This window comes from Rahnella bonaserana (genome assembly GCF_019049675.1).
GTDB lineage: Bacteria > Pseudomonadota > Gammaproteobacteria > Enterobacterales > Enterobacteriaceae > Rahnella > Rahnella bonaserana.
On record NZ_JAFMOW010000067.1, the window covers coordinates 292,950 to 310,065 of the forward strand.

At 52.4% G+C, this 17,116-nt stretch carries 15 protein-coding genes; 2 read left to right on the forward strand and 13 right to left on the reverse strand.

Translation table 11 applies throughout. The features are described from left to right. Position 1: 1 nt before the first annotated feature. Positions 2–733, forward strand: coding sequence for a proteasome-type protease (locus J1778_RS20780; protein WP_217174772.1), 732 nt, complete (start codon positions 2–4; stop codon positions 731–733). Between the two features lie 100 nt (positions 734–833). Then, positions 834–1,865 carry a LacI family DNA-binding transcriptional regulator gene (locus J1778_RS20785; RefSeq protein WP_217174773.1) on the forward strand — a complete coding sequence of 344 codons (1,032 nt, stop codon included), beginning with the start codon at positions 834–836 and terminating at the stop codon, positions 1,863–1,865. 45 nt (positions 1,866–1,910) lie between these two features. Here the strand turns inward: J1778_RS20785 and J1778_RS20790 are convergent, their stop codons facing one another. From J1778_RS20790 to J1778_RS20850, 13 genes are all read right to left on the reverse strand, one after another. Further along, positions 1,911–2,921, reverse strand: coding sequence for an OmpG family monomeric porin (locus J1778_RS20790; RefSeq protein ID WP_217174774.1), 1,011 nt, complete (start codon positions 2,919–2,921; stop codon positions 1,911–1,913). A gap of 54 nt (positions 2,922–2,975) precedes the next feature. Further along, positions 2,976–4,064, reverse strand: a complete 1,089-nt coding sequence (locus J1778_RS20795; protein WP_217174775.1) for an ABC transporter ATP-binding protein — start codon at positions 4,062–4,064, stop codon at positions 2,976–2,978. 9 nt (positions 4,065–4,073) lie between these two features. After that, a complete protein-coding gene (gene pgmB / locus J1778_RS20800; RefSeq protein ID WP_217174776.1) occupies positions 4,074–4,757 on the reverse strand; it encodes a beta-phosphoglucomutase in 684 nt (227 codons plus the stop codon). Beyond that, a complete protein-coding gene (locus tag J1778_RS20805) occupies positions 4,747–6,993 on the reverse strand; it encodes a glycoside hydrolase family 65 protein (RefSeq protein WP_217174777.1) in 2,247 nt (748 codons plus the stop codon). The genes pgmB and J1778_RS20805 overlap by 11 nt, the downstream gene beginning before the upstream one ends. Continuing rightward, complete coding sequence (locus tag J1778_RS20810; protein WP_217174778.1) at positions 6,990–8,048, reverse strand: Gfo/Idh/MocA family protein; 1,059 nt, start codon at positions 8,046–8,048, stop codon at positions 6,990–6,992. The genes J1778_RS20805 and J1778_RS20810 overlap by 4 nt, the downstream gene beginning before the upstream one ends. A 15-nt stretch (positions 8,049–8,063) precedes the next feature. Continuing rightward, the gene (locus J1778_RS20815; protein ID WP_217174779.1) at positions 8,064–8,855 is read right to left on the reverse strand and encodes a sugar phosphate isomerase/epimerase family protein; all 792 of its coding nucleotides are present in this window, start codon (positions 8,853–8,855) and stop codon (positions 8,064–8,066) included. Positions 8,856–8,867: 12 nt separating this feature from the next. Then, on the reverse strand, positions 8,868–9,920 hold the full coding sequence (locus tag J1778_RS20820; RefSeq protein WP_217174780.1) for a D-guloside 3-dehydrogenase: 1,053 nt from the start codon (positions 9,918–9,920) through the stop codon (positions 8,868–8,870). 44 nt (positions 9,921–9,964) lie between these two features. After that, entirely contained in the window at positions 9,965–10,810 is an 846-nt protein-coding gene (locus J1778_RS20825; RefSeq protein ID WP_217174781.1) for a carbohydrate ABC transporter permease, read from the reverse strand. Next, positions 10,797–11,678, reverse strand: a complete 882-nt coding sequence (locus tag J1778_RS20830; protein ID WP_217174782.1) for a carbohydrate ABC transporter permease — start codon at positions 11,676–11,678, stop codon at positions 10,797–10,799. Before J1778_RS20830 ends, J1778_RS20825 begins: the two co-directional genes overlap by 14 nt. A gap of 30 nt (positions 11,679–11,708) precedes the next feature. Beyond that, positions 11,709–13,001 carry an ABC transporter substrate-binding protein gene (locus J1778_RS20835; protein ID WP_217174932.1) on the reverse strand — a complete coding sequence of 431 codons (1,293 nt, stop codon included), beginning with the start codon at positions 12,999–13,001 and terminating at the stop codon, positions 11,709–11,711. A 106-nt stretch (positions 13,002–13,107) separates the two neighbouring features. Beyond that, positions 13,108–14,787 (reverse strand): alpha-amylase family glycosyl hydrolase, encoded by a 1,680-nt coding sequence (locus J1778_RS20840; protein ID WP_217174783.1) that lies wholly within the window; start codon positions 14,785–14,787, stop codon positions 13,108–13,110. Between the two features lie 183 nt (positions 14,788–14,970). Further along, positions 14,971–15,525, reverse strand: a complete 555-nt coding sequence (locus J1778_RS20845) for a YgjV family protein (protein WP_217174784.1) — start codon at positions 15,523–15,525, stop codon at positions 14,971–14,973. Between the two features lie 96 nt (positions 15,526–15,621). Beyond that, entirely contained in the window at positions 15,622–17,112 is a 1,491-nt protein-coding gene (locus J1778_RS20850; RefSeq protein ID WP_217174785.1) for a UxaA family hydrolase, read from the reverse strand. Positions 17,113–17,116: the final 4 nt, after the last annotated feature.

Genomic DNA, 17,116 nt, shown 5'->3' on the forward strand with positions numbered 1-17,116 from the left:
TATGACTTACTGTGTGGCCATGCGCTTGTCCTCAGGCCTGGTGTTTGTTTCAGACTCACGCACCAATGCCGGAGTGGACCATATTTCCACCTTCCGTAAACTGCATGTTTTTCATCAAAGCGATGAACGCGTGCTGGTGATCCAGAGCGCCGGAAATCTGGCGACCACACAAAGCATTATCAGCCTGCTGCATCGCCGCTGCTCAGACGATGAGCGGGAAAACCTGCTGAACGTGAAGTCGCTGTACGATGCCGCCAGCCTGCTGGGGGAAACGGTACGGGAAGTAATTGCACGGGACAGCGGCGCGAATCAGGGCGGCAACACGGATTTCAGCTGCAACCTGTTGCTCGGCGGCCAGATAAAAGGGGAAGGCCTGCGGCTGTTCCACATTTATCCGCAGGGAAATTTCATCGAAGCCACACACGACACGCCGTATTTCCAGATCGGTGAAAGTAAGTACGGCAAACCGATTATTGATCGCGTGCTGAGTTACGACACCGCGCTGGATCAGGCGATGCAATGTGCGCTGATTTCGATGGATTCGACGCTGCGCAGTAATCTTTCCGTCGGCCTGCCGCTGGATGTGATGACCTATCCGACCGACAGCTTCAGCGCCGCGCAACAGCACCGCATCACCGAAACGCACCCGTATTTCGACATGATCCGTAAAGGCTGGGGCGAAGGCCTGCTGAGTATTTTTGGTCAGTTACCGCCGCTGAAACTGGAAGAATAAATAATCCGCTTCATCAGGTCTGGGGAAAATGGACAACCTCAGACCACGCCCGTATTATCACTATCCCGTCCTTAATACGGATATTTGAGGTGAAAATATCGTGGCAGTGACTATTTATGATATTGCCCGTCTGGCAAAAGTATCCAAGTCTACCGTTTCCAGAGTTATCACCAACCAAACTAATATTTCGCCTGACGCCCGTGAACGAGTGCTGGACGCTATCCGCACATTGAATTATCAGCCCAGCAAACTGGCACGTGCGCTGACGTCTGACGGTTTTGATGCGATTTTAGTGATCTCTACCCGCCCGACCAAAACAACCTCCGGTAATCCCTTCTTCTCTGAAATACTGCAATCAATTGCCGTTCGTGCTGAAGAAGAAGGCTTTGACGTTATTTTGCAAACGTCTAAAAATAGCGAAGAAGATTTACAGAAGTGTGTCGCCAAAATAACCGAGAAAATGGTGAAAGGCGTCATTATGCTCAGCTCACCCGCCGACGAACATATTCTGGAGCAGCTCGATAATTATCAGGTTCCCGTAGTAGTCATCGGGAATATCGAGGGAACTTATCAGCATGTTTTCTCCGTCGACACCGATAATTTTCAGGACAGTTACCGGCTGACGGAACATCTGATTTCTCTCGGGCATCGTGATATTGCCTGCCTTCACGCGCCACTGGATTACCATGTTTCCATTGATCGCCTTGCCGGTTATAAACGCGCCATGCAGGATGCCGGCCTGCCTTTGCAATCCGGTCTGATGATTGACGGAGGCTATACCGCCGAAAGCGCCTGTCTGGCCGCGACGGCCTTGCTCAAAAGCCCCCTTGCACCGACCGCGGTTTTCGCTACCGATGCGGTGAAAGTCATGAGTATTTACCGCGCCGCGCATGAACAGAAGAAATCCATACCCGACGAGCTTTCCGTCACCGGTTACAGCAGTGATAATATTTCGCCGATACTGTCTCCCGAACTGACAGGCATTGAAATTCCGATCCGCGAATTAGGCTGGCTGGGTTGCGGAGTATTGTTCGATAAAATTTTTGACCGCCCGTGCGCGCATTCCCGCACGCTGGTGCCCACCCAGTTAGTGATAAATCGCTCGGCCAGAAGCCTGTCTTCAGCAAAATAAAAAATCCAACAGGAAGAACCGCTTCCTGTTGGAGTAATCACTGCATCAGAAGGAATAGGTTACGCCGACACCGGTATAGTGGAACTTAGTCTTCGCATTGGCGCTGGCATCGGTATTATCGTGCAGCTGCAATTCGTAGGCATATTCCAGCGATATGGCAAAGCCGTTGGGTAACGGCTGATTAATTAACAGCCCGAAACGGGTATCAGTTTCTCCTTCGCGCTCGCCCCGGTCATCATTGTAATAATACGTATCCAGCGTGCGACGAACATACGGCGTCAGCACCGTTTTTCCACTGGCGAAGAGATCCACACTCAGCGGCAAATAGACGCGCGCTTCCTGTTTGGAAAACTCTCCGCGCTGACTGTCACCGGTATTCCATCCGCGATCTAAATAATAATTCACCTGCACCGCGATATCATCGGTGAAGCTGTATTTCAAACCAGTTTCACCTTCAAATTCTTTGTTCAGATAACCGTTATTATCCATATTATTGTAATAATTATATAACGCCATCCAGCCGTTAAATTTTAATGCCGGACTCAATGACACCGACCAGTCGGGCTGAATGGTATAACGCTGGGTATGATAAGATTTATCATCTTTCTTTTTGTCATCATTATATTGCCACTGATAGTTTCTGAACCCCAGCATCAGTCCCAGAGCATAATCTGCGTTGTCGACGAACTGATAATGCGCATCGAACTCGATCTGATTAAACCAGTCGCTGCGGGTATCTTCGGAATAATCGACGTTATGATCTTCCTGATAAAACGCGCCGTACAGATTCCATTTCCCTTTGCTGAAGTTGATAAAGACCGTGGGTTCATAAGCGCCATCCTTATCGCCCTGACCTTCTGTGTTCTCCGTTTCCTGCATCGCGCCGATCTGAATCTTCCAGGGTTCAGAAGGCAGTGCTGCATTACCGATGGGAACCGGTGTCAGCATTTCAGGTGTATTATGATCTTCATTTTTATTAATACTTTCGCTCTCTGCAGAAAATGCAGACGAGCAAAATGCGCCACAAATTAATGCGGCTGCTACTTTTATTTTCATTATAATAATTCCTTTTACAGTAGGGACAGATATTAAGACAACGGGTAACCTCTTTTAAAAATCGGAAATAACGCTTTCAGAATCGCAATCAAAGAAATGACATTTAGCCATATCGAAGCGCAGGGATAATAATTGTCCGGCCTGATAGTCGCTATTCGCATTTGAGCGGCAGACAAATTCATGGCCGCCAATCGAGCAATACAACATGAATTCCGCGCCGGTCAGTTCAGCCACCGTAATTCTTGCCTCAAAATGGGCATTCTGAGGATCCGCTCCGGCGATGTCTTCCGGACGGATCCCCAGTACCAGTGGCTTACGCTGATAGCCTTGCGCATTGAGTATCGCCAGTTGCTCCTGCGGCACCGGAATGCGCAGACTTTCAGTGACAAAACAGTCACCGTCCAGTGCCCCGCGAATGAAGTTCATCGCCGGTGACCCAATAAAACCAGCAACGAACATATTTTGCGGATGGTTGTAGACCTCTTTTGGCGCGCCGACCTGCTGGATAACACCGTCTTTCATCACCACAATTCGTGTTGCCATGGTCATGGCTTCGGTCTGATCGTGGGTGACATAAATCATCGTGGTATTAAGTTTATGATGCAGTTTGCTGATTTCAGCACGCATCTGCACCCGCAGCTTGGCATCGAGATTCGACAGCGGCTCATCCATCAGAAAGACTTTGGCATCACGCACAATTGCACGCCCGAGCGCGACCCGCTGACGCTGTCCGCCGGATAGCGCCCCCGGACGTCGCGCCAGATACTCCTTCAGCCCGAGGATCTGTGCTGCATATTCCACCCGCTGACTGATCTCTTCCGGCGCAATCTTTCTCAGTTTCAGTCCAAACGCCATGTTGTCGTACACGGACATATGCGGATACAGCGCATAGTTCTGAAACACCATCGCGATCTCGCGATCTTTTGGCGCGACGTCATTCATGCGCACGCCGTCGATCAGCAATTCACCCGATGAGATTTCCTCCAGTCCTGCAATCATGCGCAGCGTGGTGGATTTACCACAGCCGGACGGGCCGACAAACACGATGAATTCCTTATCTGCGATTTCCAGATTGAAATCCTTCACCACGTGAACCTGCTTGTCGTAAATTTTCTGAATATGTTGCAGTGAAATCTGAGCCATAATTTTTCCTTAAATATCAGCCTGATGGCGAAACCATTGTTGCCTGATGACGGCCCACGTCAGCCCGCCGGTAGAATCCAGACGGTAATCGGCCCCTTCCAGCGTGGCGCCAATGCCGATGGAAAAAATCCCTCCGGCACGTAATGCATCAATCCCCGCCTGGGCATCTTCGATCCCCACGGCCTGTTGTGGCGCGATGTTGAGCGCCTCACAGACGTTGAGGAAAATTTCAGGATGCGGTTTGGAATTCGCAATCCGGCGGGTATCCGCGACATAATCGAAAGCCCCTTCCAGACCTAACGCCCTGAGCACCTGCGGGGCATTTTGTGAAACGGACGCCAGGCCGGTGAGCACGCCCTGTTCACGCAATGTGAGCAGCAATTCACGGATCCCCGGCAAAATGTCCGCCGTCGTCAGGCCGGTGAGTAATCCGACATAATCTGCATTTTTCTCCGCTGCCATTGCGTCAATGTCTGCCTGTGTAAAAGTTCCGGTTTGTCCGCCAGCAGCGAGAATTTTCAACAACGATGCCTGACGACTGACTCCTTTGAGTTGCTCATTAAACGCCGTGTCGATTGAGATGCCGATACGCTGCGCCAGCCGTTGCCAGGCGATAAAATGCAGGTGCGCGGTATCGACTACCACGCCATCAAGGTCAAAGATCACGGCTCGCGGCAGGGGTTCAGTTTTCATCATGAGATCCTTTCAGAACGAGGCTTTCCGTAAATGTGTGAGAGAGGCCGTTGATCCAGACCTTCAGCGGCTGAGCATCCGTTTTGCTGAGGGTAAATTGCTGTCGTTCGAGAGACACTGTCAGGCGCGTTCCACGCCAGCAAAGGGGAAACTGTAACCGCGTCCAGCCCTGCGGCAGCGATGGCCGGAAATGCAGTTCGCCTGACTGATAATCCAGCCCGGCAAAACCCATTACCGCACCCGTCCAGATAGCGGCTGTGGCTGCCGCATGAATACCGTCGTCTGAAGAGTGAGGTTCTTCACCCAGATCGATGCGGCACGCCTCGCGGTAAAACTGCAATGCCTGTGCGACCTGCCCGCTCCGGGCAGCGACAACCGCGTGCACCGATTTACTCAGCGAAGAGTCATGGATCGTACGTGCTTCATAAAAATTCAGACTGGCGGCATGACATTGCGGCGTGAATTGCGCGGGCAGCAAATGCATCAGCATGACCACATCGGCCTGTTTCAGCACCTGCATCGCGTTGATTTCGGCACGGGAATAATCCAGTAAAATGGCCTGGGTGCCCTGCTGCGATTTATAGGTTGTCAGATCACACTGCGGTTTGCTGAGGAAGGAATCATCCTGCGCGATCACGCCCTGTTCATCTGGCTGCGGTAAATACAGTTGCGTCAGAAAGTCAGCGGCCTGCCCAAAGAAGGCCTCATCCTGATGATCGAATTCGCGCAGATAGACACAGGCGGCCTTCACGTTGTACTGCGCCATATAATTGGTAAACGCATTATTATCAACATGTTCGGTGTATTCATCCGGCCCGATAACGTTGAGAATTTCCAGCCGGTTACCACGCCGTTCAGCCCGGCTCATCCAGAAACGCGCCGTTTCCTTCAGCAACGCCAGCCCCATTTCTTGCATAAACTCACGGTCAAGCGTGGCCTGAAAATAGCCCACCGTGGCGTAGGCGATATCCGCCACCAGATGATGCTCCGCCAGTGCCGACGCAACCCGTTGCCGCTGGCCGGTGCGGATATTGATTGCGGCGAATTCAGGCGTTTCCTCTTCACCACTGAATGCGCTTTCCCATGGGAACAGCGCGCCCTGATAACCGTTGCGCCGGGCTTTTTCCTGCGCCTGCACCAGGTTCAGATAACGATACTCCAGCAGTTTCCGTGCCTGTTCCGGCGCATTCAGCAGCGCAAAAGGCAGGATAAATATTTCGGTATCCCAGAACACATGCCCTTTGTAGCCTTCGCCGGTCAACCCTTTCGCCGCCACGCTGGCGCGTGCGTCATGCGCCGGGATCATCAGTTTCAGGTGATAAAGCGCAAAATCCAGCGCACATTGATCTTGTGGATCATCTGACTCAACACAGACCCGCGACGTCTGCCAGTAGTGCTGCCAGTGGCGGGTATTTTCCATCAGCAGGTGTCCGTAACCTTGCTGCGCGTGTGCCAGCAGGGCCTCCAGACAGCGTGCTGCGAAGGTGTTTTCTGGCAGGAAATCCGCGTCGAGAGAGGTGGCAATCCAGCTGAATTTCTCCAGCGTTACCGCTTCACCGGCAGTTAAAGGCAGGCTGATATGTTGCAGTAACTGGCGATTTTTCGCCGAAAAACTGCTGCTGGCGCGGGCGGGAAACAGGCACTGGCTGGTGATGATCGCCTTTTGCTGTCCATCAGTTGTCCCGTACTCGCCCTGTAAAACGTTTTGATCGAAAACCCGCACCGAACATTCATTCAGATGCTGCCGGCCGCTGTTGGTGAGCGTGGCATCAATGCCGGTGCTCATGCTCAGATGCGCATCCGCATCCAGCGCGGTAACGGTCAGACGGCTGGCCACCAGCGCCAGCCTGGAGAGCGACACAAAACGGCGGGTTTCGATTCTGAACCGCTGACCGCCAGCTGACTGCCAGACCAGTTCGCGGTAAAGCTCGCCGTTCATGGTGCGCAACTCGCGCTTACAGGACTCGAGCGTACCGGAAAGCAGCGATAAGCTTTCGCCGTTCAGCTCAATGCGCATGCCAGTAATGTCCGGCAGATTTACCAGCTCGGTGACTTCGGTCGCATTGGCTCGGTGATAAAAACCCGCAACAAACATGCCCCGTTGCTGATCGGTATAGGCTTCTTCATGACAGCCACGGATGCCGATCCGCCCGTTACCGCAGGCGTGCAGGCTGGCGTATTTATTCAGGCGATGCGGTGAGAACGGGGCTTCGTGCAGTATCTGAGGCTGAATCATAGATACACGCTCTCCCCTGACTCTGCCGACTTATAGACAGCCGCCACCAGTTGCTGGATCCGGTATCCCTGTTCCGCATCCGCCAGACTCACCGTTTCCCCGCGAACCGCCGCCACAAATGCCTGAACGCTGCGCAGATGGCGCTGATCGTCGGCAACGTCACGGTGGAATAATCTCACCAGTTCACCTTTTTCATCGGTATACACCTGCGCCGGAAACAACGTCGCCCCGGCTTTATCACCGCAAAATTCAACGTTCATCACCGACTGCGGCTGAATGTTCAGCGCAAACGACGTTTCCAGACGCAGCAATCCGCCGTTGCAGAACTCAATGGCAGCAAATACCGAGTCCTCCACACTGTATTTCTGCGGATCCCAGCTTCCGAACTGGCCTTCACTTCTGCGGTTACCGATTTTCTGAAACATCTGCGCCGTCACTTTGCGCACCGCCGGAAAACCGAGCACGTACATCGCGGCATCCAGCATATGGATGCCGATGTCGATCAGCGGGCCGCCGCCGGACTGCGTTTTATCTGTAAAATTTCCCCAGCCGGGCACGCCGCAGCGGCGCAATGCCCGCGCGGTAGTGACATAAACATCGCCCAGTTCACCCGCTGCCACTTTCTGACGCAAAATGTGCGCATCTTCGGCGAAACGATGATGAAAATCATAGGCCAGCAGCCTTCCGGCTTGTTTCGCTGTCTGCCACATTTCCAGCGCCTGCGCGGCAGTCATGGCAGGCGGTTTTTCGCAGAAAACATGGCAGCCATGCTGCAATGCGGTGATCACCTGCTGATGATGGAAAAGGTTGGGCGTACAGATGCTGACGATGTCGGGCCGTTCAGCCTCCAGCATTTCTTCCAGCGAGGTGCAGGCACGGGCGATACCGTTGCGCCCGGCAAATGCCTCCGCTCGCGCCTGATCGCAATCCACCACCGCCACCAGTTCAACGCCGGGAATTGGACGGTAGCAGGCCGCATGGACCTTTTCCGCCACCTGACCGGCGCCGACCAGCGCCACTTTCAGTTTGCCTGCCGGTTTCGTTATAAATTCCATTTTACGGTCTGTCCGTCAGAGTAAAGTGCGAAGATAAGTCAGTGAATCCTGATAAGCCTGCGCCGGATTGTCTGCCCGTACGCGGCATTCGTAGACGATATAACCGTCGTAGCCATCGTCTTTCAGTTGCTGAAATACGCGACCAAAATCAATACTGCCGCTGCCCGGCTGGTAACGATGATTGTCAGCAATATGTACGTGACCAAGCAGATCGCGTTGCTGATGGAACGCGGCGCTGAGGCAATCTTCCTCAATGCTCATATGATAAAAATCACCGATGATTTTGACGTGCTCTAACTGGCCTTCATCGATATAACGACGTGCCTCTGCCAGCGTGTTGATCATGTGATCCTGATAGCGGTTCAGCGGCTCCAGATAGACAGTGGTGCCGGTGCGTCTGGCGACATTTTCCAGCTCCCGCAGCGATGCACTGACGGCGAGACGGTCGCCCGCCTGACTGCGCGGTGAGGTCATCGGCGGCAGACGGTAGGTAAACATTCCCCAGGCGGCGGGCACGATAATCCCTTTACCGCCGACCTGCGAAAGGGCTTCCAGAATCGCAGTGATTTGCTGCAATCCGTTCAGACGACGCTCCTCAATGAAATCACCGATCCAGCCATCATAGCCGCCGCAAGCCGTGATCACCGGCAGGCCAGTTTGAGCAATAGCGGCCTTCACTTCGTCGAGATGATTTACCAGCAATTTGCCGTCGATTTCAAAGCCGTCAAAACCCATTGCCTTGATAAATTTGAATTTCTCCAGAATATTTTCCGGGAAGAATGCCTGATTTTGTGTACCGATTTTCATGTCTAAGTCCTTTTAGAAAGTGATGCCGAGTTTGATGCTCTGATCAGGATGTTGATCGACGTATTTCATGTAGCTTTCTGCGCTGTTGCTGAACATGACCACCGGATCGATCAGGTCTTCACAGTTCAGGTAGCCGTTCATCAGCAGTTCCCAGCAGGAGTTTTCGATGCGTTTACGGCTCCAGCGGGGATAATCGGGATTGGGTTCGCTGCATGCGCGGGAAAAGACGATTTTGGCGTTGTTGAAGTGGGCTTCCCGTCCGAGGTTAAAGCCTTCGGCAAAGGGTTTAGCAAAGGCGACATAAGAAATTGTGCCGCCGTAAGCGATACCCCGCAGCGCCGCCTGCAATGCCTGGGCGTTGCCGCTGGTTTCGATAATGACGTCTGCCCCTTGTTTGCCGGTGAGTTTTTTGATCTCCAGCCCGATGTCAGTACCGATCGGATCAAACACGGCATCTGCGCCGTTTTTCAGCGCAATCTCGCCGCGTTTTTGCAGCGGATCGACGCCAATCACGATGCTGGCGCCGGCCTTTTTCGCCAGTTGCACAGCGATCTGCCCGATCGCACCCAGACCGACAATCACCACGAAATCGCCAACGCGGACATTGCCGTCACGCACGCCACTCATGGCAAACTGCGCCGGGTCATAACAGACGGCGTTTTTCCATGAGGAACCGGCGGGCATTTTGCGTAATTTGTAATTGTTCACCGCGTTGACGATCACCGTTTCGCTTAACGGCCCGTAGGTACAGACGTCATCGCCCAGCTCGTAATCCGTCACCTCGCCGCCTTTTTCGCAGACGGTGCCCACCACCATGTTGCCGAGCTGGAATTCGCCAAACACGATACCGCGCGGCGCATCCGCCGGACGGGGTACAAACATTCCCCATTCAGCTGAAAATTCTTCGTCAATAAACGGGCTGACGCCGCGGAAATCCACCACTTCGGTACCGTGTTTCGGTGCGCCAAATTTCACGCGAATTTTGACTTCATTTGCCGCGACCGGGCGGTCCTCATAATCCATCAGTTCAGCCACCCGTGGCTGGGTTGCGACCAGTTTTTTCATCGGATATTCCTTCATCTTTAATCAGTCAATGTGAGTTATTAACGTCAGCCTTTTACGCCGCCGTCGGTGAGATTGCCTTTGATAAACCGTTCCGAAAGCGCGTACATCAGGACGACCGGCAGCGCGGTCACCAGCGAGGCGGCCATCATTCTTCCCCAGACATAATCCGGCGTGCTGAACAACGTGTTCAGGCCGACAGGCAGGGTGAAATTGGCGGAACTGGAGAGGAAAATCGAGGCGAAGAGATAGTCGTTCCACGCCACCATAAAGCAGTACACAAATACCGAAATGATGCCGGAGATCGCCAGCGGCACGGTGATGTAGAAAATGATTTGCAGCCGGTTGAGGCCGTCCATCATCGCCGCTTCCTCTATGTCGTGAGGAATGGTGTCGAAGTAACTTTTGAGCATGAACACCGCTGTCGGTAAGGTCTGGACCACCATGGTGATCACCAGCGCGGTAGTGGTGTCGTAGAGCCCCAGCGCCGAAATAATTTTAAACAGCGGCACCACCAGCAAAATGCCGGAAAACATATAGACGGTATAAAAGCTGGCGTTGATGGTGATACGCCCCTTAAACCGCAACCGCGACAACGCATAAGCGCCGAGGATGCCGAAAAATACGGCGATCACGGAGGCCAGTACTGACACGGTCAGGCTGTTTTTGAAATAAGTGAGGAACGGGAAAATCTGCGGATTGAAAATATCCACGTAATGATGGAAATCCCACTGCTGCGGGAACAGCGTCGGATGGCGCGAAATTGCCTCTTCACTGCTTTTGAACGAAGTCATCAGCATGATAAAAAAGGGAAATAACATCGCACCGAGAAAAATCAGCAGGCTGGCATAAAAGCCCGCTTTGCGCAGGATCTTGCGGTTAGTTGCTGCCATTGATATTCACCCGTTTTCTGGCAAGAAGGATAACGATAAAGATCAAGGCAAACAGCACCATGGATATGGCGGCTGCTTTACCTAAATCGTTAAAGGCGAAGGCGGTTTTGTAGAGATACACACCCAGAATGTTGACCTTATTAGTCAGCAGGTAGACGTCGGCAAACATGTAGAACATCCAGATGGCGCGCAGAGTCACCACCGTAGCCAGCACCGGCATAATGGCGGGCAGCGTGACGATGCGAAATTTCTGCCAGGCATTGGCACCGTCCATGCCTGCGGCTTCGTACAGCGATTTGTCTACGGTCTGCAAAATCGCCAGAAACGAAATAAAGGCGTAGGGGAAGTAGCGCCAGATAGCGAACAGCACCACCAGAATGAAGCTGCTGACAGGATTGTCGAACCACAGCGGGGCATCGTCGAACAGGTGCAGCATGTCAGCACCGATCACATTCACAATGCCGTAGCCGTTGTTAAACATGTATTTCCAGGCGAATACCAGCGAAATGGAAGGCGTGACGTAGGATAAAATCACCAGCGAACGCGCCGTTTTGCGAAAGCGGAACTCACGGTTAAAAAACAGCGCGACACCCAATCCCAGCCCGGTACTGCCCGCGACGACCAGTGCGGTGTACCAGAACGTCACCCACAGCGATTGATAAAAGCCGGGATCCGTGAGAATGCTGATGTAGTTATCCAGCCCGACGAACCGGTTATCGAGACGAGGATTCAGCGGGATTTGCAAAAAGCTGATCTGGATATTCGACAGCATCGGATACGCCACCAGCAACCCCAGCAAAAAGATGCTGGGGGCGAGCAGTAGCAGCGCAAAACGGCCATCAGAATGGTTAAATTTACGTGGTTTCATGATCATCCCTGAGAATTCAGGCTCCTGCGTTTAGCGTTTTTGCATCAGTGTTTCGATACGCTTTTGCCCTTCCGCCAGCGACTGCTGCGGATCCTTTTTCCCGACGGTCACGCCATTGAGCATTTCGCTGAGCACTGCGGAGCCTGTGATATCGCCCATTGCTGCGAAGTTTTTCTCCCCGACGGAGCCGAACACCTGAACGTTGGCAAACTCGTTAACCAGCATTTGCGGCAATGTGCCAAACGCTTTGATCACCGGATTGTTCTGCCAGGTAGCATTGCCGGTCACGCCTTTGGTCACCGGCAACGCGGCACCCGGCGACATCAGCACCCATGCTGTCGCGTTATCGGGTTTTTCGAGGAAGCTCACCCAACGTTCGGCAGCCTCACGTTCAGGTGTATCCAGTCCGTTGGAAATGGTCAGGGAGGTAATGGTGCCGTAGACGGCTTTGGATTTTTCGGTCGGTACGGCAAACCCGAGACTGGCCGCTTTGCCTTCGCTGTACACCGCAGGAAGGATGTAAGTGGAGTAAATCGCCATTGGCACGGTGCCGTTCATAAAGGCGTCTTTGATTTCCATGACGTCATTGGAACCGGGCATCGAGAAAGTGGCGAGCTGACGGTAATAATCCAGTGCCTGCTGCATGGCAGGCGTATCGACAGTAATTTTCCCCTGCGCATCAAAAACATTGGCATCGTTGGAAAGCGCAAACTGCGAGAACGCCTGTTCAGTCAGAACACTTTCGGCAGTCGGTAACGCGATCCCATATTTTTTCTGCGCGGGCTGATTAAATGCCGCAGCAATGCGGGTGACATCCTGCCAGTTTTGTGGCGCAGAGAATCCGGCGTCGGCCAGTTGTGACTTGTTGTACCAAATCCCCTGGATCCAGCCGTGGATAGGCACGCCGGTATAATGCTGGCCTTCTTCCGTGCGCACGATGCGCAATACGCCGGGATAGAACTGATCAGCGCCAATGCCGTCGATCACCTGCCTGATAGCATCGCGGTCAATCAGCTGTTCCTGATCCATCACTTTGGCGTAATCGTGACTGACTTCGATAACGGCTGGCAGTGCGCCGGTACGGGCCAGCGTAATCACTTTGGTGTTATAGGCATCTTCTTCCACCGGCACCGGCTTGATGGTGATCTGCGGATTTTCCTGTTCAAATTTCGTGATGAGCTGATTAATCACCACCTGGCGTTCCTGTTCCACCGAAGAATGCATAAACTCAATGGTGACCTGTTTCTCTTTGGCATCCTCACAGGCTGATAAACATAATGTGGATAATAATAACGGGGTTATAAGGATATATTTTCTTTTCATTTTTATATTCATGGACATCTCCTTTGCTAATTTATAGCCAGCCGGAATCGCTGGCCTGTGAAATATCACACCCTTTTAAATACCAAGCATTAGAATGATGACTAACTCAATGACGTAACCAGATATATTGATAAGGCTTTAATGTTATTCCCCCGTCACACTTCAGTGAATGATCACAAGATAAGACCTGATAATCCCCCGAAGGAAGAGTGGCCTGGATATGTTTAGCGGAAAGGTTAAACAGGCATATTACTTCTTCATTTTCCTGCCCGCGGATAAAGGCAAACACGCTTTCATGCGACGCGATGACCTGCATCGGGGCGGAAGGATGAAATGCCGCCTGTTCAGTCCGGCAGGCAATTAATTTTTTCAGTTCACTAAATACCCGCGCGCGTAATGAGTCAGGTTCAGACAATATCTGTTCAATTTTCGTGACATCATATTTCTGCCGGTTAATTGCCCGGTTATGACCAGCACTTTTGACCCCCTGAATATCGTTACGTGAACCGAGAATACTTTGAATATACACCGCAGGAACACCAGGGAATGCCAGCAAAATGGCGTGTGCCAGCATGAAGCGTTGCAGACGGATATCATCGTCGTCCGTCTGCCGGTTCAGCGCATCCATATAGGTGACGTTGACTTCATACGGGCTGGTGCTGCCATCCGGATTATTTTTATAGGAGACGAGCGCACCTTCCTGTTGCAACGCATCCACCAGTTGCAGGATCTCTGATTCCGGCAATAATCCGCGTAACGGATTCAGGCCAATACCGTCATGGGAGGCAAGAAAATTAAAGAAGGTGGTCGCGGGTGTGCAGGCCTCCAGGCCGGCAGCCCAGCGTTTCAGCGTTTCAGCGTTTTCACTGTGAATGGCATGCAGGACCAGCGGAGGCAGCGGGAACTGATAGACCATCTGCGCCTCATCAAACCCGTTACCAAAGTAATTGATGTTGTCCTGATGCGGTACGTTGGTCTCGGTAATAATCACGGTGCCGGGTGAAACATAATCCACCACGGCGCGGAATAACTTCACCAGCAGATGTGTTTTTGACAGGTGAATACAGGAGGTGCCGGGTTCCTTCCACATGTAGCCAACCGCATCGAGACGCACATATTCAGCGCCTTCCGACAGGTATTTCAGCAACACGTCCAGCATGTCGCGCAGTACGTCAGGATGCGCAAAATTCAGGTCGATCTGATCCGCGCTGAAGGTGGTCCAGACATGACGGGTTTCGCCATTCTCACAACGGAAAGGCGTTAACAACGGCGATCTGCGGGGACGGGTCACGGCAGATAAATCACTATTTTCGTTCAGGCTAATAAAATAGTTTTCATATTTCGGATTGCCCGCCAGATATTGTAAAAACCATTCACTGCTCGCGGAAATATGATTGCAGACATAATCAAACATCAGCCGTGCAGACAGGCCGAGCTTACGGATATCTTTCCAGTCCCCCGCCACCGGATTGACCTGCTGATAATCAATAACCGAGAAACCGTCATCAGATGAATAAGGATAGAATGGCAAAAAATGCACAATATTAAAAATATCCGCCAGATGCTGCTGATAAAAACCGTCGAATACTGAAAGTGTTTTTTCTTCTTTATTCGTGAACTGATCAGCATAGGTAATCAATACCACATCTTTTTCATCCCATCCCTGTTTGGCAGTATAGGAAATCTGATTTCTGGCAACTTCAATACGTGTAATCAGATCATCTAATAATACCGGTGTCAGTTTCCCGTCGTATATCTCTTTCAGTAATCCCTGAATAACGTCCATGATTTTTCCCTTTTCCGTGGGACCGCTCCCACGGAATCGAAAACTACTCCTGAGACCTGAAGTTGTCAACGAGGCAAACCGGAGGAAGTAATCAATGCAGGAAGAAACGCAGAATTATTATTGCGATTTGTGAGCAGATTCAAAATAAGAAGGAATACGAAAAGAGAACTAAAAAAGCAGGGATTACCCCTGCTCATCCATCTTCTGGACTATCTTCTTCTCGACCTCGAACGGGTCGATACCGCGCAGTTGCAGGCGGCGGAAGCGGATGATGTTAAAGCCGTTCATCACCAGAAAACTGCCTTCGATAAGCGATCCGCCAATCGAGCCGAGCCAGATATTGTGCGCCACCCAGCAGCAGGTTGAGCACCACATAATGCAGCGCGTGGTCAGCCCGCTGGTGCGAAACAGCGCCCAGGTACTCACCACCGTCGCACCGACTGGCAATAATTCTACCCAGTGATGGGCACGGCTAAGCCCTAACACCAGCGTCAGCACGATAAAAACAACCATGATCCACTGATTACGGGTGCGCAGTGAAATCAGCGTGCGCAGTGAGTTCAGTAAGGCGCTCATGCCCGCGGGGGCTGCGCCCATCATCAGGAAATGCACGCCGATAATGGCGCTGTAGGCAGAAAGCTGTTGTTTGAAGCGGCGGTCGCTGCGGTTGAAAAACATCGTGATGCCGACCACGAAGGCCACAACACCAACTGACTGGGCAAACCAGTAATACGTCATTTGTCAGGAGTCTCATACGTGGAGGTCTTGCGCTGCAAAAGCAAACGGCGCTTCATAACTGAAACGCCGTTTCATCCTAACGATAAACCTGAGTGGTTACAATGTGACACCGCTTTTAAAGATGGCTAATTCACGGAAATCATTGAGTTCGTTTTTGGCTTTGCGGCCATCGGCGATCGCCACGATCAGATCCACAAATTCACCCAGCAGCTGATCCATGCTGACATCGTGGATCAGTTGTCCGGCATCGAAATCGATCCAGTGCGGTTTTTTCGCCGCCAGTTCACTGTTGGTTGCCAGTTTCACCGTCGGAACAAATCCACCGTAAGGCGTGCCGCGTCCGGTACTGAACAGCACCATATGGCAACCGGCTCCCGCCAGCGCACTGGTGGCGACGGCGTCGTTACCCGGCGCACTCAGCAGGTTCAGACCCGGTGTAGTGAGACGTTCGCCGTATTTCAGCACGTCCATCACCGGGCTTTGACCGGCTTTCTGCGTACAGCCCAGCGATTTTTCTTCCAGCGTGGTGATACCACCGGCTTTGTTACCCGGAGACGGATTCTCGTAAATTGGCTGATTGTGTTCGATAAAGTACTGTTTGAAATCATTCACCATGTGAACGGTTTTCTCAAACGTACCTTCATCGCGGCAACGGCTCATCAGAATGCGTTCCGCACCAAACATTTCAGGCACTTCTGTCAGCACGGAAGTCCCGCCGTTGGCGATCACATAATCAGAGAAACGTCCCAGCAGCGGGTTCGCGGTGATACCGGACAAGCCGTCTGAACCGCCGCATTCCAGGCCGAATTTCAGTTCGCTGAGTTTGCCGGGAACGCGTTTATCGTCACGCATTACGGCATACAGTTCGCGCAGACGTTCCAGACCGGCTTCCACTTCGTCGTCGAATTTTTGCAGCGTCATGAAACGCACGCGTTCTTCGTCAACGTCGCCCAGCGTTTCACGGAATACATCCACCTGATTGTTTTCACAACCGAGGCCGATCACCAGCACCGCACCCGCATTCGGATGGCGCACCATGTTTTGCAGCATGGTACGGGTATTCACGTGATCGTCGCCCAGCTGTGAACAACCGAACGGATGCGTGAACAGGTAAACGCCGTCGGTACCTTCCGCGTCGTTGGTTTCTTTCAGGAAACGAGTCTGGATCTGACGGGCAATCCCGTTGACGCAACCCACGGTCGGGATCAGCCACAGCTCATTACGGATCCCGACCTGACCATTTTTACGGCGGAAGATCTGCACATCACGATCCGCCATCTGTTCAGGCAAAGTGGCGAAATCAGGCTGATACTGATATTCGTCCAGATCGCTGAGATTGGTTTTGCCATTTTGCGAGTGAATATGCACACCCGGCGCGATGTCAGCCAGCGCATGCCCGATCGGCAAACCATATTTAACAATGTTTTCCCCGGCCGCAATCGGGCGCAGGGCAAACTTGTGACCACGGGCCACAGGCTGAGCCAGAACAGCGGAATATCCGCCCGCTTCGACCTGCTCGCCCGCCTCGATATCGCGCAAAGCCACAGCGACGTTATCAGCGGTATGAATTTGAATGATACTTTGCATAGTT